This window comes from Parapedobacter luteus (genome assembly GCF_900168055.1).
Taxonomy (GTDB): domain Bacteria; phylum Bacteroidota; class Bacteroidia; order Sphingobacteriales; family Sphingobacteriaceae; genus Parapedobacter; species Parapedobacter luteus.
The window spans coordinates 122,370-145,567 of the sequence record NZ_FUYS01000001.1; the positions used below are offsets into that span (position 1 = coordinate 122,370).

General features: G+C 45.4%; 21 protein-coding genes and 1 pseudogene. 7 read left to right on the forward strand and 15 right to left on the reverse strand.

The window, feature by feature from the left end:
* Window positions 1–21 precede the first annotated feature (21 nt).
* Together B5X72_RS00615 and B5X72_RS00620 are read right to left on the reverse strand one after the other, a co-directional pair.
* Window positions 22–831 carry a GLPGLI family protein gene (locus tag B5X72_RS00615; protein WP_176146040.1) on the reverse strand — a complete coding sequence of 270 codons (810 nt, stop codon included), beginning with the start codon at window positions 829–831 and terminating at the stop codon, window positions 22–24.
* A 623-nt stretch (window positions 832–1,454) separates the two neighbouring features.
* Complete coding sequence (locus tag B5X72_RS00620; RefSeq protein ID WP_079714871.1) at window positions 1,455–3,092, reverse strand: vitamin K epoxide reductase family protein; 1,638 nt, start codon at window positions 3,090–3,092, stop codon at window positions 1,455–1,457.
* A 192-nt stretch (window positions 3,093–3,284) separates the two neighbouring features.
* On the opposite strand from B5X72_RS00620, the gene B5X72_RS00625 reads away from it, so the two are divergent.
* Both B5X72_RS00625 and B5X72_RS00630 read left to right on the forward strand, forming a co-directional pair.
* Window positions 3,285–4,028: a LytR/AlgR family response regulator transcription factor gene (locus B5X72_RS00625; RefSeq protein WP_079714872.1), complete on the forward strand. Its 744-nt coding sequence runs from the start codon at window positions 3,285–3,287 to the stop codon at window positions 4,026–4,028.
* Between the two features lies 1 nt (window position 4,029).
* Complete coding sequence (locus B5X72_RS00630; RefSeq protein ID WP_079714873.1) at window positions 4,030–5,175, forward strand: sensor histidine kinase; 1,146 nt, start codon at window positions 4,030–4,032, stop codon at window positions 5,173–5,175.
* Between the two features lie 51 nt (window positions 5,176–5,226).
* Here B5X72_RS00630 and B5X72_RS00635 read toward each other — a convergent pair whose 3' ends face one another.
* The 5 genes from B5X72_RS00635 to B5X72_RS20695 all read right to left on the reverse strand — a co-directional run bounded on the left by B5X72_RS00635 (window position 5,227) and on the right by B5X72_RS20695 (window position 9,001).
* The gene (locus B5X72_RS00635) at window positions 5,227–6,435 is read right to left on the reverse strand and encodes a TlpA family protein disulfide reductase (protein ID WP_079714874.1); all 1,209 of its coding nucleotides are present in this window, start codon (window positions 6,433–6,435) and stop codon (window positions 5,227–5,229) included.
* A gap of 568 nt (window positions 6,436–7,003) precedes the next feature.
* The gene (locus tag B5X72_RS00640; protein ID WP_079714875.1) at window positions 7,004–7,894 is read right to left on the reverse strand and encodes a hypothetical protein; all 891 of its coding nucleotides are present in this window, start codon (window positions 7,892–7,894) and stop codon (window positions 7,004–7,006) included.
* Between the two features lie 18 nt (window positions 7,895–7,912).
* The gene (locus B5X72_RS00645) at window positions 7,913–8,461 is read right to left on the reverse strand and encodes a hypothetical protein (RefSeq protein ID WP_176146041.1); all 549 of its coding nucleotides are present in this window, start codon (window positions 8,459–8,461) and stop codon (window positions 7,913–7,915) included.
* A gap of 49 nt (window positions 8,462–8,510) precedes the next feature.
* Window positions 8,511–8,768 carry a hypothetical protein gene (locus B5X72_RS00650; RefSeq protein ID WP_139378470.1) on the reverse strand — a complete coding sequence of 86 codons (258 nt, stop codon included), beginning with the start codon at window positions 8,766–8,768 and terminating at the stop codon, window positions 8,511–8,513.
* An 83-nt stretch (window positions 8,769–8,851) separates the two neighbouring features.
* Entirely contained in the window at window positions 8,852–9,001 is a 150-nt protein-coding gene (locus tag B5X72_RS20695; protein WP_176146042.1) for a hypothetical protein, read from the reverse strand.
* A gap of 159 nt (window positions 9,002–9,160) precedes the next feature.
* On the opposite strand from B5X72_RS20695, the gene B5X72_RS00655 reads away from it, so the two are divergent.
* Both B5X72_RS00655 and B5X72_RS00660 read left to right on the forward strand, forming a co-directional pair.
* Complete coding sequence (locus B5X72_RS00655) at window positions 9,161–10,387, forward strand: hypothetical protein (protein ID WP_139378471.1); 1,227 nt, start codon at window positions 9,161–9,163, stop codon at window positions 10,385–10,387.
* A 4-nt stretch (window positions 10,388–10,391) separates the two neighbouring features.
* On the forward strand, window positions 10,392–10,691 hold the full coding sequence (locus B5X72_RS00660; protein WP_176146043.1) for a TlpA family protein disulfide reductase: 300 nt from the start codon (window positions 10,392–10,394) through the stop codon (window positions 10,689–10,691).
* 45 nt (window positions 10,692–10,736) lie between these two features.
* On the opposite strand, the gene B5X72_RS00665 is transcribed toward B5X72_RS00660, so the two are convergent.
* The 7 genes and pseudogenes from B5X72_RS00665 to B5X72_RS00690 form a co-directional block, all read right to left on the reverse strand.
* Complete coding sequence (locus B5X72_RS00665; protein ID WP_079714880.1) at window positions 10,737–12,068, reverse strand: putative HlyD family type I secretion protein; 1,332 nt, start codon at window positions 12,066–12,068, stop codon at window positions 10,737–10,739.
* A gap of 18 nt (window positions 12,069–12,086) precedes the next feature.
* Window positions 12,087–12,998: a peptidase domain-containing ABC transporter gene (locus tag B5X72_RS21100; protein ID WP_317043098.1), complete on the reverse strand. Its 912-nt coding sequence runs from the start codon at window positions 12,996–12,998 to the stop codon at window positions 12,087–12,089.
* A pseudogene (locus B5X72_RS21105) lies at window positions 12,972–14,267 on the reverse strand (cysteine peptidase family C39 domain-containing protein); the annotation flags it as partial. The pseudogene B5X72_RS21105 and the gene B5X72_RS21100, both read right to left, overlap by 27 nt.
* A gap of 445 nt (window positions 14,268–14,712) precedes the next feature.
* The gene (locus B5X72_RS00675; RefSeq protein WP_139378472.1) at window positions 14,713–16,224 is read right to left on the reverse strand and encodes a TlpA family protein disulfide reductase; all 1,512 of its coding nucleotides are present in this window, start codon (window positions 16,222–16,224) and stop codon (window positions 14,713–14,715) included.
* Window positions 16,224–16,436: a hypothetical protein gene (locus B5X72_RS00680; RefSeq protein ID WP_079714882.1), complete on the reverse strand. Its 213-nt coding sequence runs from the start codon at window positions 16,434–16,436 to the stop codon at window positions 16,224–16,226. Before B5X72_RS00680 ends, B5X72_RS00675 begins: the two co-directional genes overlap by 1 nt.
* Before the next feature lie 193 nt (window positions 16,437–16,629).
* On the reverse strand, window positions 16,630–17,229 hold the full coding sequence (locus tag B5X72_RS00685) for a hypothetical protein (RefSeq protein WP_079714883.1): 600 nt from the start codon (window positions 17,227–17,229) through the stop codon (window positions 16,630–16,632).
* On the reverse strand, window positions 17,216–17,713 hold the full coding sequence (locus B5X72_RS00690; protein ID WP_079714884.1) for an RNA polymerase sigma factor: 498 nt from the start codon (window positions 17,711–17,713) through the stop codon (window positions 17,216–17,218). The genes B5X72_RS00685 and B5X72_RS00690 overlap by 14 nt, the downstream gene beginning before the upstream one ends.
* 104 nt (window positions 17,714–17,817) lie before the next feature.
* On the opposite strand from B5X72_RS00690, the gene B5X72_RS00695 reads away from it, so the two are divergent.
* A complete protein-coding gene (locus tag B5X72_RS00695; protein ID WP_079714885.1) occupies window positions 17,818–18,234 on the forward strand; it encodes a hypothetical protein in 417 nt (138 codons plus the stop codon).
* A gap of 14 nt (window positions 18,235–18,248) precedes the next feature.
* Here the strand turns inward: B5X72_RS00695 and B5X72_RS00700 are convergent, their stop codons facing one another.
* Window positions 18,249–19,040, reverse strand: a complete 792-nt coding sequence (locus B5X72_RS00700; protein WP_079715373.1) for an amidohydrolase — start codon at window positions 19,038–19,040, stop codon at window positions 18,249–18,251.
* 403 nt (window positions 19,041–19,443) lie between these two features.
* Between B5X72_RS00700 and B5X72_RS00705 the strand changes: the two genes are divergently transcribed.
* Window positions 19,444–20,454, forward strand: coding sequence for a LacI family DNA-binding transcriptional regulator (locus B5X72_RS00705; RefSeq protein WP_079714886.1), 1,011 nt, complete (start codon window positions 19,444–19,446; stop codon window positions 20,452–20,454).
* Window positions 20,455–20,589: 135 nt separating this feature from the next.
* Window positions 20,590–23,172, forward strand: coding sequence for an alpha-amylase family glycosyl hydrolase (locus B5X72_RS00710; protein ID WP_079714887.1), 2,583 nt, complete (start codon window positions 20,590–20,592; stop codon window positions 23,170–23,172).
* The last annotated feature ends 26 nt before the right edge of the window (window positions 23,173–23,198 follow it).

Below are 23,198 nucleotides of genomic sequence, written 5' to 3' on the forward strand. Positions count from 1 at the left end.
TTGCGTGATTGGTTCAATCATCTATGGATACAGTTCTATCCAATTGTTGTCCCTAGCCAAGTTAGCCCTACTGCTTTTTATCAGACGCTGCCGCATTTCTTCATTTACCGGTCCAATTTTCCCGGCCGCTTGGTTGATTTGCAACCAATTATACCGATAGTCCCATTTTCTCTTATAAAGCTCCAGTTTGTTCACTACCTCGGCGCTATGCAGAAATGTGAGGTCAACTATGAAAGCCGGCACATGTTCTATCCGCTTCAGATCAAATAGCCAAGAATCAGTCCGATCACTGATTCTGACTATCAATCCCGGCAGTCCGCAGAATTTGTAGGGCCCGTCACTGATGGGTATATCTGGGCAGAACCAAGCCTCCCACGACCGGTTTCCATACACCAGTAGTGCTTTTTGGCACAGGAGTTTATTGATTGTAGATGTGTCACTTGTCAATGACCAGGTCATACTGTCCTGCGATTCGGCATAGGTGCAGATAGCTCCTCCCAGCGTTTCAACCTGTTCATAATAATGTGTCGTTTGATTGGAATAGTCTTTAAGAATACGATATCTTGCATTAGTTGAAATGGCTTGTTCCGAGCGTCTCTGCAAACTTTGGTAGAACAGGGCTGTATCCTGTTCCGCTTGGAGAACGGTGCGGAATAGCGATTTCCCTCCACTGACTAATAATTCGGTCATTTCAGAGGTGGTAGCGGCATTCGTACTGTCCTTCCTGAACGTCATGTCATAGTAAATCTTATATCCTTCATTGTCTTGCGCTGTTGTGGTACAGAAGACTAGCTGCAGTATACTCAGCACCGTCAGCACCTTATTTTTCATCTGCATAAATGTTTTTTTAGGATGAAGATTGCAAAGTTGTTATACATTTTTCAGCGTATGGGGGTTTCATAGCGGATTATTTAGACGGTGTTACGGTAATTAACCATGTAAATTAGTTGTAATGTAGATTTGCAGCTATTCGGAATAGAAATATCTTTTTCACGTGCTCGTTGCCGAATTACATTTCGTGAATTTAGTGAACCACCTGCTAGTTGATTAGCAGGTAGTTCAAGAAACTTTTTCACTGCGGGACAACCTCAAAACATCCGCCGCACTCGCCACCAAAAACGTTGCCACAATCAGTCACACAATCGCTCTGATCTGAATAACTACACGGATAACTTCCACCATCAGTGAGTTGACACCAAATTAATCCACCAGTAACCTGCTTCATCTGCTCTCTGGTTAGAGCTTCTCCAAAATTTAAATTTACAATATTCATGTGAAAAATTTTAAATCACGAACTTCCTTATTGTCAATGGAATTCCCGCGTGTTTACAAATAGCTGGCAACTCGCCAGGTTGATTGCTCTCCCGTAGCCGTCTGCCTTGCAGATTGCATACGTTTTTGATATTCCATGTTGCTTAGTAAATAAATACGATACTCCTTTCTTTTTAGTTGTTCTATGCATTTAAGATGTATTTCAAATCAGCTATAGCAAACACTTCCGGCAGCTGATAGCCGTTGATGAAAATAGTAGGAGTGAAGCTTATCTCCGTTTTTTCGCACCACGCTTTCATTTTTTTCAGTTGATGCCCTTGGGTTTTTGATGCTCCGTTCATGGGATATTTGGCTGCAAACACAGCATAATCCTTTTTCGCTGCACTGTACCAGTCGTCTAAAGCCTGTTTGGTCATTTCCGCATCGCCCTTTTCGGCGATCGCCATAAGATGCTTGACTGGCGGAGCTTTGCGGTCGTTGTCACTGTCGTCTGCTGTAAAGATGATTTGGACCTGTACATCAGGATTGGTTTTGAGTATTTCCTCCAATATCGGGTGGGCCTTTGCACAAGGGCCACAGTAAGGATTGCATACTTTGATGATTTTATGGGCCGCATTCGGATTGCCGAGCGTGATGCCCAGTCCGGCGGTGGGTTCGGTGACAAATTTTTGTTTAGCTAGCAGTGCGTTGAAAAGCGCCGGATTACGCTTGAAACGAGCCAGTTCATTCCGATGCATCCGCCCTTCCTTGGCTTGCCTGAATAAGGAAATGCCCCCTGAGCTGATAGCAAACGATATAGCGAAAGCTAAGGCAAGGCGAATAACTTCCTCAAGATCTACAAGCAAGGGCGATAGGGGGTGGCTTCCTACGAAAAATGCCACCGCTTGGGCCAACAGGACGGCCTGTACAGCAAGGCACAGGACGCACCACTGTTTGGCCACGCGCCACTGGTAATATACCGAAAAGAAAACGTATGGTGCAGCCAAGAGCGTAAGGTATCCCAGTGTCGAGTTTACTCCCCTATTAGGAATATCACTAATCAATAACGTTAATAATTGGCCGCCGAAATAGGTAAATCCAATTATGCTCCAACTGACACCAAAGAGACTGGAGGCCTTGGATTGAAGTATGGCATCACAGTTGACCTTTTTACCTCCGGAACATACCTGCTTTAGCAGCGGATTGTGCCGGTCGACTTCATGCCATAGCAGTAATGAACATACGAAAGTGCCGAATAACGAAAGTACGAGGTATACAGACGGCCAAAGTGCATGTGTGCCCAAATGGATGGCATAGGTAGCTATCTTCATGATGGCTAAGAGCGGGAGCAATAGCGCGGCAATCGAAGCAATTATTTTCCCGCGTTGGGTTGTTTGAACATGTCTATTGTAGTCTTTTTCTGGCCTAACGGAGGAAGCATCAGCGATGAGAATTACGCCTGTGAATTTTGCGTGGAAGCTTTCGTCGGATTCTGTAATCCATTTTCCACGTTCGGGATGAAGATAAATGACGGAATTTGGGGATACCTGCTTTACCACGGTGAAAAGTGCTTGCGCACCCAATACGGGTTGTATCTGTGCGATGAACGGTCCGACGATTTGGGGTAGTTGCTGTTTCTCTATTTTTGCAGCGACTACTTCCGCGCCAAGTCCATCGAACGTGTCATAGATGGCCAGCATGCTGGGGTAGTCCGGATGCCCTTGCAGTGTTTCTACCAGCGAACGATCTGAAATGGGAATTTTCAGGATCTTCGCATAATTGACCGTAGCGTTCGAAGCGTTATCATAGGTGTATAATACATTTTCGATTAAGCTTTCCATAATGGCGAATTTCTAATATCGGAATATCGTGAGTTGGGGCTTATTCAGGAAAAACTTTACGAAAACAGCGCGGATTTTTACGAAAACTGATAAAATAAGCAACACCAACCTAAAAAAATAGTTGTGTGAACTTGTATTTTTATAAGTGAAAGGGTATATTTACCTCATATCAAGGAAGACAAGCCAAAACACATGAACAACCAAAGCTGTATTCTAATTGATGATGAACCACATGCTTTAGGGGTATTGGGGGATGTTGTACAAAAAATTCCCGGTTTGGAAGAGCGGGGCAGGCACTCCGGAGCAATAGAGGCACTTGCCGATTTAAAGGAGAAAGGTCCGGTGGATTTCGTTTTTTCAGATATCGAAATGCCCGATTTATCGGGGATTGAGGCAGCCAGGCAGCTTCGCCCGTATTGCAAATATTTGATTTTCACGACAGCTCACAGTAAGTATGCGTTGGATGCCTTTGCTCAATTTGTGGACGGATTTCTGTTGAAGCCACTTAGCTTACCCGCGGTATTGGAATGCGTGGAAGAAATGCGGCAAAGGACTCGAGCCTTTTCATCGGATCAGAATGATCAGCACAGTATCTTTGTTAAAACCGGGGGCAAATTTGGCTTTGTACGGATTAGTTATAACGATATTGTCTGTATTGATGGAGGAGATCACTATCCTTCGATAGTTACCTCGTCGGCCTCGGTGCCGGTTTATGCGACGATGGACGAGCTGGAAGAGCACTTTTCTCAACGGAAGGACTTTATTCGTATTCGCAACAATTGCATCATTTCGATGCGAAGTGTGACAAAGGTCGATGGTAATATTGTGCATTTAGCGCTTGCCCAAAAGAATACCCGGGACATCAGCAGCTCATTCCGAAAGGCTTTTTTTGACAGAATAAACCAGCAAGCTTTTTTTACGAAGAAAAGTAAGTAACATGGAAGCAATCGGCAGGCCATATAAATTCAGCGTGTGGGCAATTATTGGTGTTCATGTGTTGTGCTGGATAGTTTATATCGCTTATGAGGTGTTTTTTGAGACGGTATTCAGCGGAGCTTGGAATAATTCGACCAATCACATTTATTTCTATATTTTCAATGTCGCGTTGTTTTATTTTCACGCACATGTGATATTGCCTCATGCCTTGCGAAGCAAGCTGCATGCCCTCTGGCGATTGCCGCTTTTTGTCCTTGCAGAGATTTTGTTATTTATAGTTCTTCAACTTGTAGAGGGAATTGTTGCGGGAGATATGGAGCTTCATTTTGACGGGCTTGATAATTTTGTTTTTGATGTGGAGGGGTTTGAATTCTTTGTCGTACCCCTCCTGCCTTATTTGCTTTACAGCACGGGATATTATTTTCTACATAGATATATACGTGGACAAAGCGAAGCCAAGGAAATGGAAAGGCGGCATTTTGAGCAATTAATCGCCAATCAGGAACTGGAGGCAAACCTGTTGCGGATGGAGCAGGAATATCTGCGTGCGCAAATAAACCCGCATTTGCTGTATAACACGCTGAATTTTGTGAATTATGCGGCAAAGCATAATCCAGACGATGCCGAAAAAGCGATTGTGCTGCTTTCCGATGTCATGCGCTATGCCTTGGATCCGATCGGTGATCCTTCCGGATTGGTATGGCTTGAGCGGGAGATCCAGCAGACGGAAAAACTGATTGAACTGAACCACTTGCGCTTTAATGGCAAACTACATATCCGGTTGTTGGTCGAGGGCGACGCTAACCAGGCCCGTGTCATTCCCCTTATGTTGCTCACTTTGGTGGAAAATATTTTCAAACACGGTGAATTGCGAAAGGCTGAAGCGCCGGCGTCAATACGAATTGTTTTAGATGGGGACACGCTGTCGGTAAGTGCCGAAAACCGTATCAGGACAGGCCAACAGCTTGACGTGTCTACGAAGACAGGACTCAGAAACCTCGCTGAGCGATTGGAAATGCAATACCCATCCAGGCACAGCTTTCACCATGGAGCGCACGATGGCATATTTAGCGCGTTTTTGACTCTTCGCCTGCAAAAAGAAGAGTTACCTGAACAACAGGTATCATCTTCTGTACTGTCAAGGTAGGCTATTTGATATATCTTCGGTATTTTTGAAATGGCGGTTTACATGATACCTTTATAAATGTGTCTTCAAGAATGCTTCCAGTTCGCTGTGACTTAGGTTGATTTTAACAACCTCTCCTTCATGATTAAGCAAGAAATTTGCTGGAATTGTGTAGATTTTAAACGATGCGATCGTTGGGTCATCATATCCATATCCTTGAGGCCAAGGGTACGCCAAATTCTCAAGAGCGTTTAACCAAGCTTTTTTGTTTTGATCAATTGTTACCGCAAATACTTCAAACTTCCGGTGCTTATAACGTGGATAAAATTCCTCTATTTTTTTACTTTCCTCGATACAGGGGCCACACCAGCTTGCCCAAAAATCCACCAACGTATACTTGTTATTGCTTACGATTTCAGATAAGCTTATAATTTCAGTCTTTTCGTTTTCTAAGGAGAATTTAGGTAATATCGTGCCCACCTGCGGCGATGCGCTATCGATCGCACGCACTTGATTTTTTACATAGCTAAATCTTGGATTTAACTTAACGATGTCGGGCAGTTTTTCCAACGCACTCAATAAGAATTGGCTGTTAAGTACTTCTTCGTTTTTATCGGGATAAGATCTTCTTTTTTTGTCTAAGAGCCCTGCAACCGCATCCAAAATGATAAAGGCTCCAGGATAATCACGCACATAATTGGAATACTGTGTTTCACGGGCTTTATAAAGATAATCGTTAGCTTTTCTCAATACCCTGGCGCGCGTGCCTGGGTATAAACTATCAATCAGGTTGTCTCTGTTTTTTTTATCCATTTCGGCAATGGTGCTGGCATCTATCCCCATGATTTTTGCATATTCTTCATATTGGATGTTTTGGTATTTTTCGAAAATATCTGACGTTTCTTTGCGATACATTAAGTATAGTGTATTTTGTTCTGAGCTGACCTCAAAAGATTGACGCAGCGATTCTCCCACCTTTCCCTGGAGCTTAACAGGTACTGTATCCAGGTAAAAATTAACACCCATCTTTTTTCCTTTGACACTGATATCAAAACGTCCAGCATATTTGAGTTTGTCATGAATTGAGAAGTTTTCGTTATTATCAATAACAGTCTCCCAACGGGCATGCGGTTCCCCTCTATTTAGGGCTTCCATGTCAAGGAGTACCACTTTTTCGCCCCGGCCGCCTTTTATGTTTCCTGATACTGAAAAAGTTAAGCTTTCTTGGGAGAAAGCGAGCAAACGAAAATTTATTATTAAGATAAGTAAGAGGTGTCTCATTGCTTGGATATTAGGTTAGATTGGAATCACTGCTATAGCGATTCCAAGCTAATTTACACGTTATTTAGTTAGGGCAAGTAGCTGTTTCTTCTGCGATTACATCTCCGTTATCACATTTGCAAGAAACTTCGGTTTGATCTCCGTTTGTTTCGCAGCTCCCTGACCCTGTGCAACCACAGGATACCGGCTCCTCATCGCCACAAGCAATCGCCGCGACACACGCGAATCCTCCAACTATGTTTTTCATTTGATCTCTGGTTAGGATTTCACCAAAACTTAAATTTAAATGTTTCACGGTACTTTTGAAGTTAGTTAATTATTGATTGTTTGAATCTCGAACTTGCCAAACCAATGTTCGTTCGCCTGCTAATTATTATTATCTTCATTTCTTAATCCTTTTTCCTTACGTTCGACGGTATTACCTCGACAATGAATTATTGTTTAATATAACGCTGTGGTTTATATTCTGGAAAATATTTACGAGAAGGACTGTGTTTTTTACGAGAATCGATGCTTTTTCTATAACGTATTAAATAGATTTATCTCCCACATTCAAGATGGCTATGGGTTAGTATATTGACCGTAAACTTCGGTAATAGGTGTTCAAATTTGTAAAAGCGACTATATTCAACATGATCATCATCGCCGAAAAGAAGTACAACCGTAGGCTGATAGCAATGCACACATGCATCAAGATGATGGCTAAAAGCCAGGTTTTTCTGGTCTTTGGTAGGTTGATAAATAGCGGATATCCTAATTCAAGTAATATAACCACCCAACCAGCCAACGTAAAGACGAATGGAAAATAACTCAACACGTCAGCTTGTTGAGCAACGCCGGTGGCCAGATAAGGAAGATGGATAGCCTTCCATATTGCCTCGCCATTATGCCAGTTATAGCCAAGTGATTTCTCGGCTCCTGAAAAAAAATATACAATAGCGAGGTGAAGTTGCAGTACGCGTCTAAAGGGTGTGTGGTTATGTATAAGCCAGTTGCCAACGAAAAAGACCACACAATAGAATAGGGCGATGGTTTTAAAGTAATCAATGCCGTAGGCATAAAGGGGGGAACCCTTGGTCAGTATCAAATGCAAAGAAAGCACGACTAAGGCGCTTAATGGAGGTATCCATCCGCAACATAACGTAAGGCAGGCAGATATATATAGGGTTTTGAATGCGATGGCGGTAGTTTCTTCACTTATGCCTATGGATTTATTGAGCCAATCAGCGAGCTGGCCGAATGAGGGAACCCAGCCGGTTTTAAATAGTCCTATGAGTTCAGCCGGTACAAAGCCATCATTGCCATAAAGCTTAAGGAAGTCCTGCCAAATAGCACAGAAATGAACCAGACAGATAAGCGATACTGAAACCCTTAGAAAAGATAAAAAACCAACGTCTCGTTCGTCCCTACTGAAGAAGAAATTGTCAAAACGGGTGATTGCTGTACCAATAAGGCTCATATTTAACTACATAGGATATTACTTCGCTGAGATGATTAATTGGTCGATAAACAGCAGGCTCGGTTCCTTGTCGCTAAGTCGGAACATCTCCAAGGAAGGGAAATGATAGAGGTATACAGCTGCTTCGATTTTATCCGTGGATTCGTCGGCTGCTAACATACTCGTAGCAATGGACCTCATGATGGCATTTAGACGGCGCAAGTTCAAATGTTGCTTTTCGCTCAGTTTATCTTCGGCGATTAGTTTATCTTGGAAAGCATCTATTAACGAGGAATAACGTATATAACTTTCTTGGTGGGTAAAATCAGGTAACCAGCGAAGATGAGCTGGCGCCCCAGTGGAGTCACAAGTCTTGAACTCCAAAATAAAACCACTGCTCACATTGGGAGCAAAAAAGCCATAACCGGCATCGACTCCTGCAAAGAACATGTACCAATTGACCATTTTAATGCCATTGACTACATGGCTGGCTTTGTGAAGTGCTGAAATTAAGGCGGGGGGCTGCTTACTGTAAAACGAAATATAGCCACCGATGCAACTGTCCACGCATACACTGCAAATGATCACAAAGTGAAAAATGATAACGATAGAGAACAAAAGCTTCCTCCTGTCCACCTCACTCGTACTTGGCTAATATATGATACACATGTTCGAGTTGCTGTTCATTGATTTGATGACTACTGCCGTCTGTTGTTGTTTTCTTTTGTTTTGTAATAATCGTTTTCCCTTCATCTTCGTTGGTTGTAGGTCCGTGGCTAACGTGTAAAACGGTTTCTTCAATTGGGTTCAGTGTAGCTTGTTTGCTGATCGTCTTTTCAAGCATAGCAGCAAGAGCAATGACGAGGCTCCAGGAGATAACGTTGTACTTTCTCATAATGTGTTGATCTGATGAATTATATCTGAAATTAGTTGTTAGGAATGTCCCTTCTAAATTTATTACGAGAAAGGCCAGAATTATTACGAGAATAGGTGTTTTGTGGGGCAATCAGTGCCATTCAAACACTCCAAATAGCGGTTGTAATGGTAGCTGTCTGATGGCGTGACGAATTTCCGGTTAACGAAGCCGTACGTGGCAGCAAAATCATCGGTCTGATTCAGTGTTGCCATACAATAGAGAGGTACGCCCCTTTTATTCGAAAAACTTGGTAGGTTACGTAAAAAATCTGTACATTTCCGTAAAGTTTTTGATATCCAGGAACCGATGACGTAGCTTTAACACAGGGTCGGTTCCTGTCATTTGTTTTCCTGTGCAATAAGCTTGGTTTTATGAAAATATTTTGTTTTTTCGAGGTGCGTAGTTTAGCGCTTTTTATTATCTCCCTTTTTGCTTCTCTCCAATTAAATGCCCAACGAAGTTACTATACACAAAGCGGCTATACCTCTTTAACTATAAAGCTGTCCGGAGATTATCCGGAAACTGTTGATATTTCAAACGCTCACTCATCTAATCCCTTGTCATCTGACAAACCGAGTAAGTTTCAAAGTATTAATGATTCTACCTTCGAAATTTCATTTTTCACTTTTGGACCGACTGCCGTTTATTTTAATTTTAACAACCAGTATTTAAGTTCGGTTTTATTGCCAAATCAATCGGATGTTTTGTGTATCCATTACACGGACGTTACGAGTTACGACATGAATTATCAAGGGCATTTTAAGGAATTCTTCGATAATTCACATTTGTTGCCGAACCTGATTAGAAACTCCTTTGATTTCGGGCTTGGTCCCGTCCCGGAAAAAACAGGGGCAGCAGCTACGTTTAAAAGTGCGCGCGAGTTCAGGGATGCTCGTCTTCGACATATTAGAGAGATGATAGCAGAGCTGACTAAGGATGTGGAGTCCGCTGCTTTCAGGGAAGTTTACAGTATTGGTATTGAAGATTTTTTTAAGGCTTATCTTCCAGACTATTATGCGGCTGTCCAAAAATATAATAGCGCAATCGGTTTAGATTCATTGGATGCGCTTTTGCATATACCAGAGCGTGATATATCCTATTATGACGATATTATTGATGATAAGTACACGGATACGACTTCGCTAATTTCATCGTCTTATTATCGTTTTTTGAGCAGTATCAGTAAGGATTCGCTGCTTAATCTACCTGTAATCAGCGATGCCGGACCAGATGTTTACCGAAACAGATTGAAAGAACTGTTTGGCCGTATTTTTCAAACGGATGATAATTTATTCTATGACATGATGGTTGCAAATGCATACGTTGGTCAAATCGCTGATGGTCAATTATTGTCCAGTCAGCAAAAATATGATGTAAGGCGGTACTTTAAGAACAAAGCTATTAGCAATTATATTTTGCATCAAAATGATGCGAATGCTCAATTGTATAATAATATACCAACCACAAGGAAATATTACTTTCCCTTTGAGCGACAAAAGGATTCGGTGATATCGGACATCGTGTCACGGTATGCAGGCAAGGTCATTGTCATGGACTTCTGGGCTACCCTGGTGCGGGCCCTGTATAGAAGGATTTGATAAGATGAAAAAGGTAAAAGCTAAATACGCCGAGCAAGACGACGTGGTATTTGTTTATATAACAGACGAGTCTTCGAATTATGAGAAGTGGAATGAGTATGTCAGCCTTCTAGGGGATGAACACTATTATCTATACGATAGCCAGCGTTTTGCGCTGGGAGATCTATATGGTTTTAAAAATATTCCCGCCTATTTGATTTTCGACAAGAAAGGAGAATTGTCAAAAATGTACGTCGGCGTCGATATAACTGAAGCAAAGGCCATAACATGGATCGAAAACGCCCGGGCTATGGAATATCAATGATCTGACAAAAATGATGTTAGCTTGTGTGTCGTACGTCCAACCAAATTATCGTTCATTTAATACCAACCGGATATTTCTGAATAGCCGTTGTAATAAAGAGGCATCTTCCGTGATGATTTCAGCAGTGCCTGACATGCCTGTGGTCAACTGGACCGTCTTTTGGCTTACCATAGGCCGGAAATCCACACGAGAAAGGAAGATGCTGTCCCGGTATGGCACTGCGCTCAATCGGCCTACCTGGCCGCTCAATGCCCCATACTCCTCGAATGGGTAGCTATCAAGTTTGACTAACACCTCCTGTCCTTCCTTCACTTTTCCCATATTATATTGAGGTAGGATGACCTCTCCGAAGAAATCGGAGCTTCCAGGGTTGACATGAAACACCTCCTGCCCGGCGTCGACATGCTGATTGCGCTGGATGATGCCAGCGAAAACCACCGAGCCGTTGGCGGGCGCGGTAAGCACATACTGCAATTTCCATTGTTGTATCTCGCTTATCAGACTGTTTAGCGCCTGGAGGAACTTTGAGCGTTCCTCGGCGATCTGATTGTCCAAGTCGGCAAGTTCCTTTACCTTGGCGGTTTGGCTGGCCTCGTTGGAGAGTAAAGCTGATTGTGTTTGCTGCAAAGGATGCCGCTTCGCTAACAGGAGGGCCTGCTGCTGCTGATATTCGGCAGGAGATATCACCTTTCGGTCGGCAAGTTGCTGATAACGGTTAAACGCTCCTTCAGCAAGTTCGTATTCCTGTTGCTGCAGTTGACCTTGGGACTCAAGTTGTGCGCGTTGCTGTTTCACGTTCTGCAACTCACTCAGGATGTATGCACGCCTTTTCAAATAAATACCTGACCCCGTTGCGGCTTGGTATGTAAGGTAAGATTGGTAAAAGGTCTGGTAACCGGGCTGCAATTCTCCCAGTCGGAGACCTGAGGGCGCTATCATGTTGGCAGGAACTGTATTCGCCTGGCTATATAAGCCTTCTCGGATATGCTGAAGTATTTCCATCAATCTAGCTACCTGAGCGTGGTCAGCCGTGCTTTCCATCCAGGCCAGCGGTTGTCCGGATTTGACGGTGTCTCCTTCGTTTACCAGAATATTCACAATACTGCCTGACAACCTACAGATAACCGCCTTGGGGGCATTAACGGCATTGATACGTACTGGTGCCCGGACGATGTCCGGGTAGCGGATAAAGGCAGACAGGGCAATGATGCCTATCAACACGAATAATACCCAAGTGATGCCCCAGCGCAGTAATGCGCTGGGGGGCTGCCCGATGATGTCCTGGATATCTTCGGAATGGGCTTCCCGTCCATTGTAAGAAGCGGATAGTCTGAAGCCCCTGGTTTGCTGCCCGATGTTCGATGTCTTTCCTCCCATAATCTTTTTATTTAATAGCTAACTTCCCAGTTCGAGCTGGTTTTTGACCAGCTTATAGTACTCTCCCTGTTGCGCCGCCAATTGACGATGTGTGCCCTGTTCCACCACCCGGCCTTTGTCGAGTACGACAATGTTATCAGCATGGCTCACCGTACTAAGGCGATGTGCCACAATGATAGCGGTTCGGCCTGTGAGAAAGCCTTTCAGGTTGTCAATAATAACGCGCTCGTTGTTGGCATCCAACGCATTAGTGGCCTCATCGAACAAGATATAATGCGGGTCTTTATATACCGCACGGGCAATAAGCAGCCGTTGTCGCTGCCCTTGGCTGATGCCTTTGCCTGCAACACCGATTTTGGTTTTTAATCCGAAAGGCTGCTGTTCTACGAACTCATCAAGGTTTGCTATGCGGAGCGCTTGCTCCACACGTTGCCTGTCGGGAGCTTCGTCGCCCACGGCGATGTTGCGCTCGATGGTGTCGGCAAAGATGAAGCCGTCCTGCATGACTACTCCGCACTCGCTGCGCCATGTGGCAAAACCGATTTGGCTTAATCTGTTTTGCCCAATGCGCAATTCGCCCGCCTCCGGCTCGAAGAAACGGAGAATAAGCTTAAGGACGGTGGTTTTGCCGCTCCCACTCACGCCCACGATGGCCGTAGTCCTGCCTTCGGGAAAAATCAAATTGATATTGCTAAGCACAGGCTCGTTTCCTGCGCCCGGATACCGGAAGGTCACCCCGTTGAATAGGATGCTCTTGTCGCGCGGGAGTTTCCGCAACCACTCCTTCTCCACAGGCTCCTCGTCTTCTTCCCGGTAAATCTCATTGATACGCTCTAGGCTGATTTTTGCATCCTGGTACGATTGGATGAAGCCGAGCAACTGTTCAATAGGGCTGCTCACCATGCCCACGATGTACTGGATGGCTACCATACCGCCTAGGGTAAGGTCGCCGTCGATAACGGCTTTGGCGCTCATGAACGTGATGAGGATGTTTTTCAATTGGTTGATGGCCATGGAGCCTGCCTGTTGGTATTGCGAAAGGGCAAGGCTTTTGACTTTGAAACGGAACAATCGGGCTTGTATCGTTTCCCAAAGCCAACGCTTCTGCCGTTCTGCATTGTTCAGCTTGATTTCCGGCATAGCGCTTACAAGCTCCACGATGTTGGTCTGATTGTCTGAGGCTACCCCAAAACGGCGATGGTCCAGTTCGCGCCTGCGCTTAAGAAACAGCAAAATCCATCCCGTGTATAGTACTGCGCTACCCATGAAGATGAAGAAGATCCCGGCGTGGTAAAAAGCCAGCACAAAGCCGAATACGATGAGATTTATCAAGGAGAATAATGTGCCTAATGTTGAGCTGGTGAGGAAACTCTCAATACGCTGCTGATCGGCCATTCGTTGCATAATATCGCCGGTAGTCTTCGTCTCGAAGAACTTCATGGGCAGCTTCATCAGTTTGATGAGTAGGTCGGTGAGTACAGAAATGTTCACTCGTGTACTGATGTGCAGTAATATCCATGAGCGGATGAAATCAACACCCGTCTGTCCGGCGAATAAGGCAAGCTGAGCGAAGAGAATAAGGTAAATGAAATTTAGATTACGCGTATTGATACCGATATCTACCACTGATTGGGTAAGAAATGGCATGACGAGCTGTAAAATCGTGCCAACGAACAAGCCGAGCAAAAGTTGGACAAACAGGCGACGATAAGTATAAAAGTATCGAAAAACCGTGCTCCACTGCAGATGTTCACTTTTTTCCTCATTGCTGTTGTAAAATTGTGGCGTAGGGCTAAGCAATAGTGAAAGACCTTGGTGAAGTTCTTTATGGGCGAACCAGTTATCAGCGAAATCTTTGTTTGTGTAGGTCTGCTTACCCGAAGCCGGGTCAGCGATATGATAACTGTCATTCTTTATTCGGTAAAGCACCACGAAGTGATTTTGCCTCCAATGCAGGATGCAGGGTAAGGGCACCTTTTTTAGCTGCGCTAAGGTAAGCCGGACACCCTGTGTACGAAAACCGACTTTTTCCGCTGCCTCACTGATACCAAGTAGGTTTGCTCCGCCTTAGGTGACTTGAGAGAATTGCCGCAGACGATAAATGTCGATATTGCGACCGTAAAACCGGCATATCATGCGAAGGCATGTTGCTCCGCAATCCATTTGGTCTTGTTGACGGTAAAAAGGGAAGGGTTTCACAGTCTTAGCTCCTCGGAATCAGGGTTGAAAAAAATTAATGCTTAAAGATTTCTTGTAAATCTTGTATAAAACGTGTATTCATATCGCTTCCTACGTATCGTTTTAGAATTTCCTCCGTAGGGCTAGTTAAGATTTTTGTTGGTAATAGATGCACGTCGTATTGGTCGCTAATATCAAAGTTCGTATTTCTACTTCTAAGAATGTTCATAATAGATTTTATGCCTTATCTCGTCTTGCCATCGCAGCACATATGAACAAAAGTGCAATACAGAGTAAAATTGCAGATATTTTTCTTTTCATAGCCGATAAGTAAACAACGTATTAAGCCGCTTGCCGGCTAACTAAGCGGTTTGAATGTACAAAAGCGTTCTTTCCAAAGGGACTTTTCAGTGTTCAAAGGGTGCTAGTAAGGTGCGTCTCCGCCAGTACATCCAAAACAACGTTGCTAATTAATTTTACCGATAACTTCTTCCAAACTGCGTAGGTCACTTGGACGAGGCGCATCGTTGTTGATGGTCTTGCCTTGACTATCTGTAAGCATATACCTTGGTATAGTATTTATTTTGTGCAATGTTTCTAAGTTGTTTTTTAGCACGTCACCCGCATAGACATGCAATCCATTCAATTCTTTCCTTTGGATTATTTCTATCCAACGACTCATCTTACCTGGCTCATCGATAGAAACGTATACGGGCATCACATTTTTATCTGCCAATATTTGGTGAGTTTTGGATTTATTATCGAATTCCAAAATGCATGGAATGCACCAAGTAGCCCAAAAGTCAATATATAGGCTGCTGTTTTCGCTATAATGTTTCGCCAGCTCTTCAAGTGAGCTAAGCGTGGCAGCGCTGTCGATTATCACTATTTGTCCGTTTTCATAACGTAGAATTGTCGAGGTGGCTTTGGCGCTGTCATTTGCTGATTCGGTTAATACCTTTAGGGTGACTCTCGATTTAACTTCAGTAGTTTTGGACGCTATGTAGGGAATAAAGGGGCTTTCCTTGAATTTGCTTTTGAAAAAAGCAAGTGCCTTTTCATAGTCATATGCACTGGCAGCATACTTTTCTTGGAGGACGAGATTTGACGCCAAACAAAACTCCTGTTGTATGGGTGATAGCGCCCCATAATATTGATACATGCCAAATATACTGTATTCTGGAAGCCTCGTGCGGAAATCATTTTTCAATTTAAGGTACCTTCCGTAGCAACTTAAAAAATTTCGTCCTCTTATACAACTTACTGTTAGACTACTATTGATTAGATGCTCATCAAAAACATAGGCGAGGAATTTGCCTGATTGATAAAGTGGTATTTGCTCAGTAAGTAGTACAGTTAATAGCGGTCTGTCAAAAAACTCAAGATACAATGCGGTATAAAAATACGAATAACTGACTTCGCTCAATTTGCCTTTTTTAAGCAGATCTTCATAAGGTTGAATGGTTTTTTTCCACTCAGCGTTAACATATGACACTAAGGAGTCATGGTCATCAAGCCGACTTAAAATTTGCCGTGTTAACCGTTCCCGATATTCGGGAGTTAATCGCTTTTTGTAAAGATTATTCGCTTCACTGTGGTTGCCTTGAAACGTGACAACGTGTTGTCCTTTTTCTAAAGTTTCAGTCACTGTCACAATATCCCCGGGCTCTATATAGCATAAGTAATGATCTTTGCCTAAATAAAATTGTGCGAATGAGGGTGATTCCAAATCAAAAGAAATCTGTACCTGGTGATTCTTTTTTACATATCCGTCGGTGATTGGGAAATAACGATTAAAAAAACCACCGATCGGTGGAAAAAAAGTGAAGTAATTAGTGCCTGAACGGTTAATATCCTTGATTTCTATTCGGACTTCGGTCTTCAAGGCTCGCAAAGGACTCGGTTTGTCGTTAATTGACGAACCGAGTGTGGAAAGAAGACCACAAATCAGTGGAATAAACGCCAGTATACTATGCATCAAACATTGTGGCAAGTGATAGTACTGCCTTCGCCACAATATTCATCGGCGAGAGCCTCTAATGCTTCCACATCAGTGTTTAAACTTGGATGAGGGGAAAAACCCCCGGAACCGCTGTCACAGAGGCAGGTGAGTTGCATCTCACCGCCATTGACCTTTTTCATTTCATCTTTAGTCAACTCTTGTCCAATTTTTAATTTTAGCGCATTCATAATTTAAGATTTTGAAGCTATTTCGAAGGTGGCAATTCAATCTTTAAACGCGAAAAACTTTACGAGAATAGTGGGGATTTTTACGAGACTTGCTATTTCTTGCAACCCAAAATGCTGTTATCTATAAGGCCGCAATTTGTCTCTGTGTGTCAAGCGCCTTTTCCGCATCGGGGATATGTCGCTTGAGTGAACTTCAAGCATCCCTAAACTGCCCCTTTATCCGCTCTAAGTTTTCGATCATTTCTTCAATGCGCTCATTTTCATTGCGGATGTATTGTTTCATGAAGACGAAATGGCAGATAAGGAACCAAAAGACGATGAAAATCACCGAGCCAATGAAGGTCCAGATTGGCAGTGCAAAATACATTTCAACACCATACAGCATGAAGGCGATGGCAATACATGCTTCATACACCGCATAATTTCGGGTGTTGAAGCGATTGCGCCGCTGTTGGAACGCTTTGAGGTAATCGATGTAATCCTGTGGTTTGGCCAGTAAATGCTCACTGGTGTTGATATGGCGGTAGTCAGCGATTTGGTTGAAGAAATAGTAGCAGATACAGCCCACCATGATGGCCAGGGCCAAATAGCTCGTCCAAGTCGAAAAATCGATGGTTATACACATCCAGAGCAACAGCATGATGGTTATTCCAACGGCTACGAGTTGCCAATACAGTTTCCGTGCAAGTGCAGTTTTGTTGCCCTTGATGCGTTTCAGAATCGTTTCAAAGCTAACGTTTGGTTCGGGCTCTTGCCCTTGCCAAAGCTGTTGTATCTCGTCAAACCCTTTCATTGCTGTTGTATATTTCAGTTAGCTTGTGTTTTATCCGGTGTATCTTCACCCGTAGATTGCCTTCGGATATGCCTGCTATTTCGGCTATCTCGGGGTAGGGAATCTCGTCCAGCACCATGGTGATGATAATGCGTTCGTTTTCTTCCAGCTGTGCAATGGATTTGTACAATAGGGCAATCTGCTCTTGCTTTTCCGACGGTTCCTCCGTGTAGTTTTCGATGATTTTGTCGTTGAGTTCATCTGTGGCGCGCCGTTTAGCTGTGCGCAGGTAGGAGAGGCAGGTGTTTACCGCAATACGGTATATCCAGGTTGAAAACTGTGACTGATTGCGGAATTTGTCAAGGTTCTGCCAAACCTTGATGAAGGTTTCCTGCATGAGATCATTTGCAGCGTCGCTGTCGCCGGTATAGCCATAGCAAAGGTGATACACCTTTTTCGAGTTGTCTTCAAATAATCGCTGGAACAGTTGTCGTTGGTTATTCATGAACGGCTATTACCTCCGCTTTGACGTATGTTGTGTTGATATGTTACAAAAGTGGGAACCTTTCGCCCCGTGCATTGTCAAAATAATTTCCTAACTTTAGGGCGATGGAAACGTTGATTCCCATAATTATAGCCATAGCGGTGTTTGCTTTTCAGGCATATGCCAACTTCCAAAAGGAGCAGGAAAAGGCGCGGAAGCGAAACTTCGGCCAGCCGCCTTTACCGCCTTTGCCCGAAGAAAACGCGCAGCGGCCGACCGAGGCGTACCCCAAGGAAATTGGGCGCGAACAGCCGCTACCTGCTGGCGCTCGGCAGCCGGCGCCGCGGCCCGCTTTTGATCGCTTTTCCGGCGTGATGGACGTGGAAGAGGTAAGGCGTGTGCGCAAAGCTCGCCAGCAGCAAAAACAGCAACGCCTGGAAGTGGTGGAAGACACATCGGCGGGCGCGATAAGCAGTCATACGGATTTTGACCTCCGGGATGCTGTCATTAAAGCCGCAATCCTCGAACGGCCATATCATTGATGCCTGCCGGCAACTTACGACTTCCGGCTGACGACCAGATTAAAATCATCCATATCCTTCAGGAACGGCAAATCCCTACGGGTGTCATCCAAATCCCGCCTGTATATGGTAAACGTATATAAGTCTTCATATTCCGGTTTATAGTACACAACGTCGCCGATGGGTGAAATGCACATAGAACCGCCGGAATAATAGATCTCATTGCCATCATGGCCCACGCGGTTTACACCAATGACAAACGCTTGGTTTTCGATAGCCCTTGCGGGGATTAGACTACGCCAATGCGCCGACCGTTTGTCCGGCCAGTTGGCGACGTAGAGCAGGATGTCATAAGCAGCGTTGAGGTTGCGCGACCAGACCGGAAAGCGCAGGTCATAGCATATCATCGGGCATATTTTCCAACCATTGAGCTCGACAATCACACGCTTGTCTCCGGGCGTAAAAATCGTGTCTTCTTTGGCCAGACCAAACAGGTGGCGTTTATCATATTTAACGTAATTGCCATCTTTGGTCATCCATACAAACCGGTTATAATAGTTGCCCTCTTCTTCGATGATAAGGCTACCGGCCACCACGCAATCGTATTTTTGAGCCATTTCCAGCATCCAGTGCATGGTCTTTCCATCGGATTTCTCGGCACATTGCGCTACATTCATCGTAAAACCGGTATTAAACATCTCGGGCAAAACAATTAAATCGGTTTTTTCGCGTATTGCAGACAGCCTCAGCGCAAGATTGCTGAGGTTCTTATCGATGTTTTCCCAAAAAAGGTAGGCCTGGAACGTTGTGATTTTTAGTGCATCCATCTCCATAAGCTCTGGTGTGTTTATATGTGGTGCGCAACTTGCACAAGTTAACAAAAAATATGTAAAAACGAAATGATTTTGTGTGTAGCTGCAATTATGCTGCCAGTTTCTGATTGGCCACTTGCTATGAAATGATGGCTGACCGATACCACAAATTAATATACGTTAAATAGAATGTAACAGGAATATAAAAGGTTAGTAAGAGGTGTTTTCCCCTATGAAGTCCCTATAACATCCCTATAATGTCCCTATAAAAACCTAATAAATTGAAGGAAATGTTGGCAGTCAGTGGCCGGACGGGGTATACCCAGTTTGGTATTGAAAAGCATTTGCTTGCGGGGGTATAAACATTAACAGGTATATATGTATTATTGTACGGAAAAAAGGATTAGACGTTGGTTGTATGGATGCCATAAACATAAAGGTGCTGGCAGAGAAGCTCGGGCTCTCTACCTCAACGGTGTCACGGGCTTTCCGTGGTAACAGCGATATCAATGCGAAAACCAAGCAGCGTATTCTCGAAATGGCCGAAACATTGGGGTATCAGCCCAACATGTATGCCAGCAGCCTGCGTGACCAAAAGAGTAAGACCATTGCCATCGTAGTGCCCGAATTTGCGAATAATTTCTTTTCGCAGGCGATTCATGGCATTGAGCGGGAGGCGCGCATGAATGGCTACCACACCTTGATTTATGTGACCGACGATGATTACGAGAAGGAGGCTTCTTTCGTGACCCAGATTTGCAACGGCCGTGTGGAAGGGGTGATCATGTCAGTGTCCGGCGAAGGGCACCGGCATCAATACCTGGAGTTGCTGGCAAAGCGGGGCATTCCCTTGGTTTTTTTTGATCGGTATTATGATGATGTCGCGGCGACCAAGGTCACGGCAAATGACTATGAGAGCAGCTATGCCGCCACAAAGCACTTGCTTGACAAAGGCTGTTCCAGGGTGGCTTACTTGGTCGTCAACAAACATGTGTCTATCGGCAAAATTCGCCTACAGGGCTATGTCGATGCGCTGCGCGACTACGGTATGGCAGCGGATGACGACCTCATCGTGGAATGTACCAATGACCGGTACGAAATCCGCAGGCGACTGGCCGAATCGTTCGGGCGGCTGCAGCCTGACGGTATTTTTGCCGCCGTCGAGCGGCTGGCGATAGCAACGTACCGGTTCTGTAGCGAAGAAGGTATCGCGATCCCCGAGAATCTGAAAGTTATCGGATTCTCAAGCCTGGAAATCGCAGACTTGCTTAATCCTGCGCTCAGTACGGTTACTCAACCTGCTTATGAGATGGGGGCCACTGCGGCCGCCGTGTTATTTCGCGCACTCAAGGCCGGCGAAAAGCGAACTGGCAATGAAAGTATTATTCTGCCATCGGTACTGATGGAGCGGAAGTCGAGCGCCGGATAGCTTCAAAAAAAAATCTTTTTTTCTTTGAATTCAACGGATGTTGTATACATTTGTTTAAGTTTCGGGAACGTTCCCGAAAATGCTGACCAGCAAAAGTGATCTTTTGCACCCGATTATATAGCCAAAATTGAGGTCATGAAAGGTATTCTTTTTTGTTTCTTATGGGGGCTGGCCGTATTGACAGGCTGTAAGAAGCCGTCAGGAGACGATTCGCCCGGGCCTGATCCGGTGGTCCCGGAAGCCGAAACGGGCCTACTCACATTTATGCCCGCTTTTCCCACAGCCAATGAGGAAATAACGCTGCGGTTCGACAGCGGCAAAGGTAACCGGGAACTACATGGATATGCCGGCGATGTGTATGCACATATCGGCGTGATTACGTCCTTGAGCGGCGGTGCAACGGATTGGCGGTACGTCAAGACGGAATGGGGGGAAAACACCGCCGCCACGCGGTTGGTGGATATTGGAAACGGGGTATACGAGCTTAAATTGAAGCCGCGTGTGTATTTTGGGGTGCCTACGGGCGAAAAACTGCTTAAAATTGCGTTGGTTTTGCGCAGTGCGGACGGTTCGAAAGTGGGCAGAAACAGCGATGGCAGCGATCTGTACGTGCCGTTGTTTGAACAGGGTGGCTTGCATGTCCGTTTTTCTGGTCCTGAAATGCAGCCGCTGTTTTCCCCGCAGCCTTCAAAACTTGTTTATGCGCCCGGTGAGACCATTGAGCTGACGGCGCTGGCTTCCACGTCCGTCGAGCTGGCGATTCATGTCAACGGAAATCTCATCGGGACGGACCGCGGGACGACGTTGCGCGCTACCTATACCTTTACCCAGTCGGGCGAGCACACCTTTACAGCAGTGGCTACGGAAAGCGGAAAATCCGGTGAAGCTGGCTTTTCCGTGTTGGTGCTGGGCGATCCGGAAATAGCGGAGCTTCCCGCCGGGGCTGCGCCCAACGGTGTCACCTTCATGAGCGGCGGATCCGCAGCGGTATTCGCGCTGACCGCGCCGGGCAAAACGTCGGCCTATTTGCTGGGCGACTTCAATGACTGGTCATTTCAGCCGGAAAGCCTGATGAAGCGCACGCCTGACGGCAAGCATTGGTGGGTGGCCGTAGACGGCTTGGACCCGCAGGCCGCCTATGCGTACCAGTTTGTGATAGATGGCACTATCCGTGTGGCTGACCCGTATGCGGAGCTGGTGCTTGACCCTGACCACGACCAGTACATTCCGGGGCATACCTACCCCAACCTGAAATCCTACCCGCACGGAAAAACCAGCGGGATAGTCGCTGTGACGACGGCCAACGAGCATCGGTATGCGTGGCGTACGCAAGGGTTCCGGCGGCCGCATCCGCACGATTTGGTGATTTATGAATTGCATGTAAGGGATTTTATCGCGGCCAGAAACTATAAGACGCTGGTTGACACGCTTAACTATTTGACTAACTTAGGAGTCAACGCGTTACAGCTGATGCCTGTCAACGAATTCGAGGGTAATTCCAGCTGGGGGTATAATCCGTCGTTTTACTTCGCGCCGGATAAATACTATGGCACTAAAAACGATCTCAAGCAATTAATCGATGAATGCCATGCAAGGGGGATTGCTGTCATCCTTGATGTGGTGCTGAACCATACGTTCGGCCAGTCGCCCTTGGTGCGGCTTTATGCCGAGAACGGAAGGCCTTCGGCGGACAATCCTTGGCTTAACACAGAAGCCCGCCATCCGTTCAACGTGGGATACGACTTCAACCACGAAAGTGAATACACGAAAGCTTTTGTGAGCGATGTGTTGCGGTTTTGGATGGAAGAATACCGTGTGGATGGCTTCCGCTTTGACTTGTCTAAAGGTTTTACGCAAAAAAATACAGGCACGTCTGAAAGTGGGGTCGCCGCCTGGAGCGCGTATGATGCATCGCGCGTTGCTATCTGGAAAGCATACCATGCGTTTATCCGATCCATTGATGCGGACTTTTTCGTCATATTGGAGCATTTTGCCGACGATAGCGAGGAAAGCGAGCTGGCAGCCGAGGGTATGCTACTGTGGAATAACCTGAACCACCCGTTCAACGAGGCTACAATGGGCTGGCTGGATCAGTCGGATTTCAGAAGGTTGTTTCATACCGAACATGGTTTTTCCGCGCCCAATTTGGTGAGCTATATGGAAAGCCATGATGAGGAGCGTATCATGTTCAAAAACCTGGCGTATGGCAACCGATCGGGGGGGTATGACGTACGTCAACTCAATACGGCATTGAAGCGCGTAGAAATGGCCGCGGCCTTTCTGCTGGCGGCACCGGGGCCGAAAATGATGTGGCAGTTTGGAGAGCTTGGGTATGATGTCTCCATTGAGGAGAATGGGCGCACCGGAGAGAAGCCGGTGCTATGGGAATACAACAAGGGGCCGCGCCGCGAACTTTACGAGGCTTTCGGCCGTTTAATCGGGTTTAAAACACACAATGAGATTTTCCGTCACGGCACATTTACTTACCAGCTGGCCGGAGCCGTCAAATATATCAGTCTGATGCATGCAGGCCAGCAGGTGGTTGTGGTGGGCAATTTTGACGTGGTGCCGCGCAGGGCTGATGTCGAAGAGATTTCAGCAGGAGATTGGTACGATAATATGGGCAGGCAGGTGATACGGCTGGACGAGGGGTACGCCAGGTCGCTCGCCCCCGGTGAGTATTATGTGTACAGCAAAGCGGCATTGGCAAGCCGATAAAAAAGAGCGTTGCGGGACGAAACAAA

Coding starts and splice junctions, on each gene's coding strand:
- B5X72_RS00615 (WP_176146040.1), bottom strand. CDS start 831: ATGAAAAATAAGGTGCTGACGGTGCTGAGTATACTGCAGCTAGTCTTC.
- B5X72_RS00675 (WP_139378472.1), bottom strand. CDS start 16,224: ATGCATAGTATACTGGCGTTTATTCCACTGATTTGTGGTCTTCTTTCC.
- B5X72_RS00625 (WP_079714872.1), top strand. CDS start 3,285: ATGAACAACCAAAGCTGTATTCTAATTGATGATGAACCACATGCTTTA.
- B5X72_RS00660 (WP_176146043.1), top strand. CDS start 10,392: ATGAAAAAGGTAAAAGCTAAATACGCCGAGCAAGACGACGTGGTATTT.
- B5X72_RS00690 (WP_079714884.1), bottom strand. CDS start 17,713: ATGAATAACCAACGACAACTGTTCCAGCGATTATTTGAAGACAACTCG.
- B5X72_RS00710 (WP_079714887.1), top strand. CDS start 20,590: ATGAAAGGTATTCTTTTTTGTTTCTTATGGGGGCTGGCCGTATTGACA.
- B5X72_RS00630 (WP_079714873.1), top strand. CDS start 4,030: ATGGAAGCAATCGGCAGGCCATATAAATTCAGCGTGTGGGCAATTATT.
- B5X72_RS00695 (WP_079714885.1), top strand. CDS start 17,818: ATGGAAACGTTGATTCCCATAATTATAGCCATAGCGGTGTTTGCTTTT.
- B5X72_RS00655 (WP_139378471.1), top strand. CDS start 9,161: ATGAAAATATTTTGTTTTTTCGAGGTGCGTAGTTTAGCGCTTTTTATT.
- B5X72_RS20695 (WP_176146042.1), bottom strand. CDS start 9,001: ATGGCAACACTGAATCAGACCGATGATTTTGCTGCCACGTACGGCTTC.
- B5X72_RS00700 (WP_079715373.1), bottom strand. CDS start 19,040: ATGGATGCACTAAAAATCACAACGTTCCAGGCCTACCTTTTTTGGGAA.
- B5X72_RS00640 (WP_079714875.1), bottom strand. CDS start 7,894: ATGAGCCTTATTGGTACAGCAATCACCCGTTTTGACAATTTCTTCTTC.
- B5X72_RS00665 (WP_079714880.1), bottom strand. CDS start 12,068: ATGGGAGGAAAGACATCGAACATCGGGCAGCAAACCAGGGGCTTCAGA.
- B5X72_RS00705 (WP_079714886.1), top strand. CDS start 19,444: ATGGATGCCATAAACATAAAGGTGCTGGCAGAGAAGCTCGGGCTCTCT.
- B5X72_RS00685 (WP_079714883.1), bottom strand. CDS start 17,229: ATGAAAGGGTTTGACGAGATACAACAGCTTTGGCAAGGGCAAGAGCCC.
- B5X72_RS00620 (WP_079714871.1), bottom strand. CDS start 3,092: ATGGAAAGCTTAATCGAAAATGTATTATACACCTATGATAACGCTTCG.
- B5X72_RS21100 (WP_317043098.1), bottom strand. CDS start 12,998: ATGGTAGCCATCCAGTACATCGTGGGCATGGTGAGCAGCCCTATTGAA.
- B5X72_RS00650 (WP_139378470.1), bottom strand. CDS start 8,768: ATGAGAAAGTACAACGTTATCTCCTGGAGCCTCGTCATTGCTCTTGCT.
- B5X72_RS00635 (WP_079714874.1), bottom strand. CDS start 6,435: ATGAGACACCTCTTACTTATCTTAATAATAAATTTTCGTTTGCTCGCT.
- B5X72_RS00680 (WP_079714882.1), bottom strand. CDS start 16,436: ATGAATGCGCTAAAATTAAAAATTGGACAAGAGTTGACTAAAGATGAA.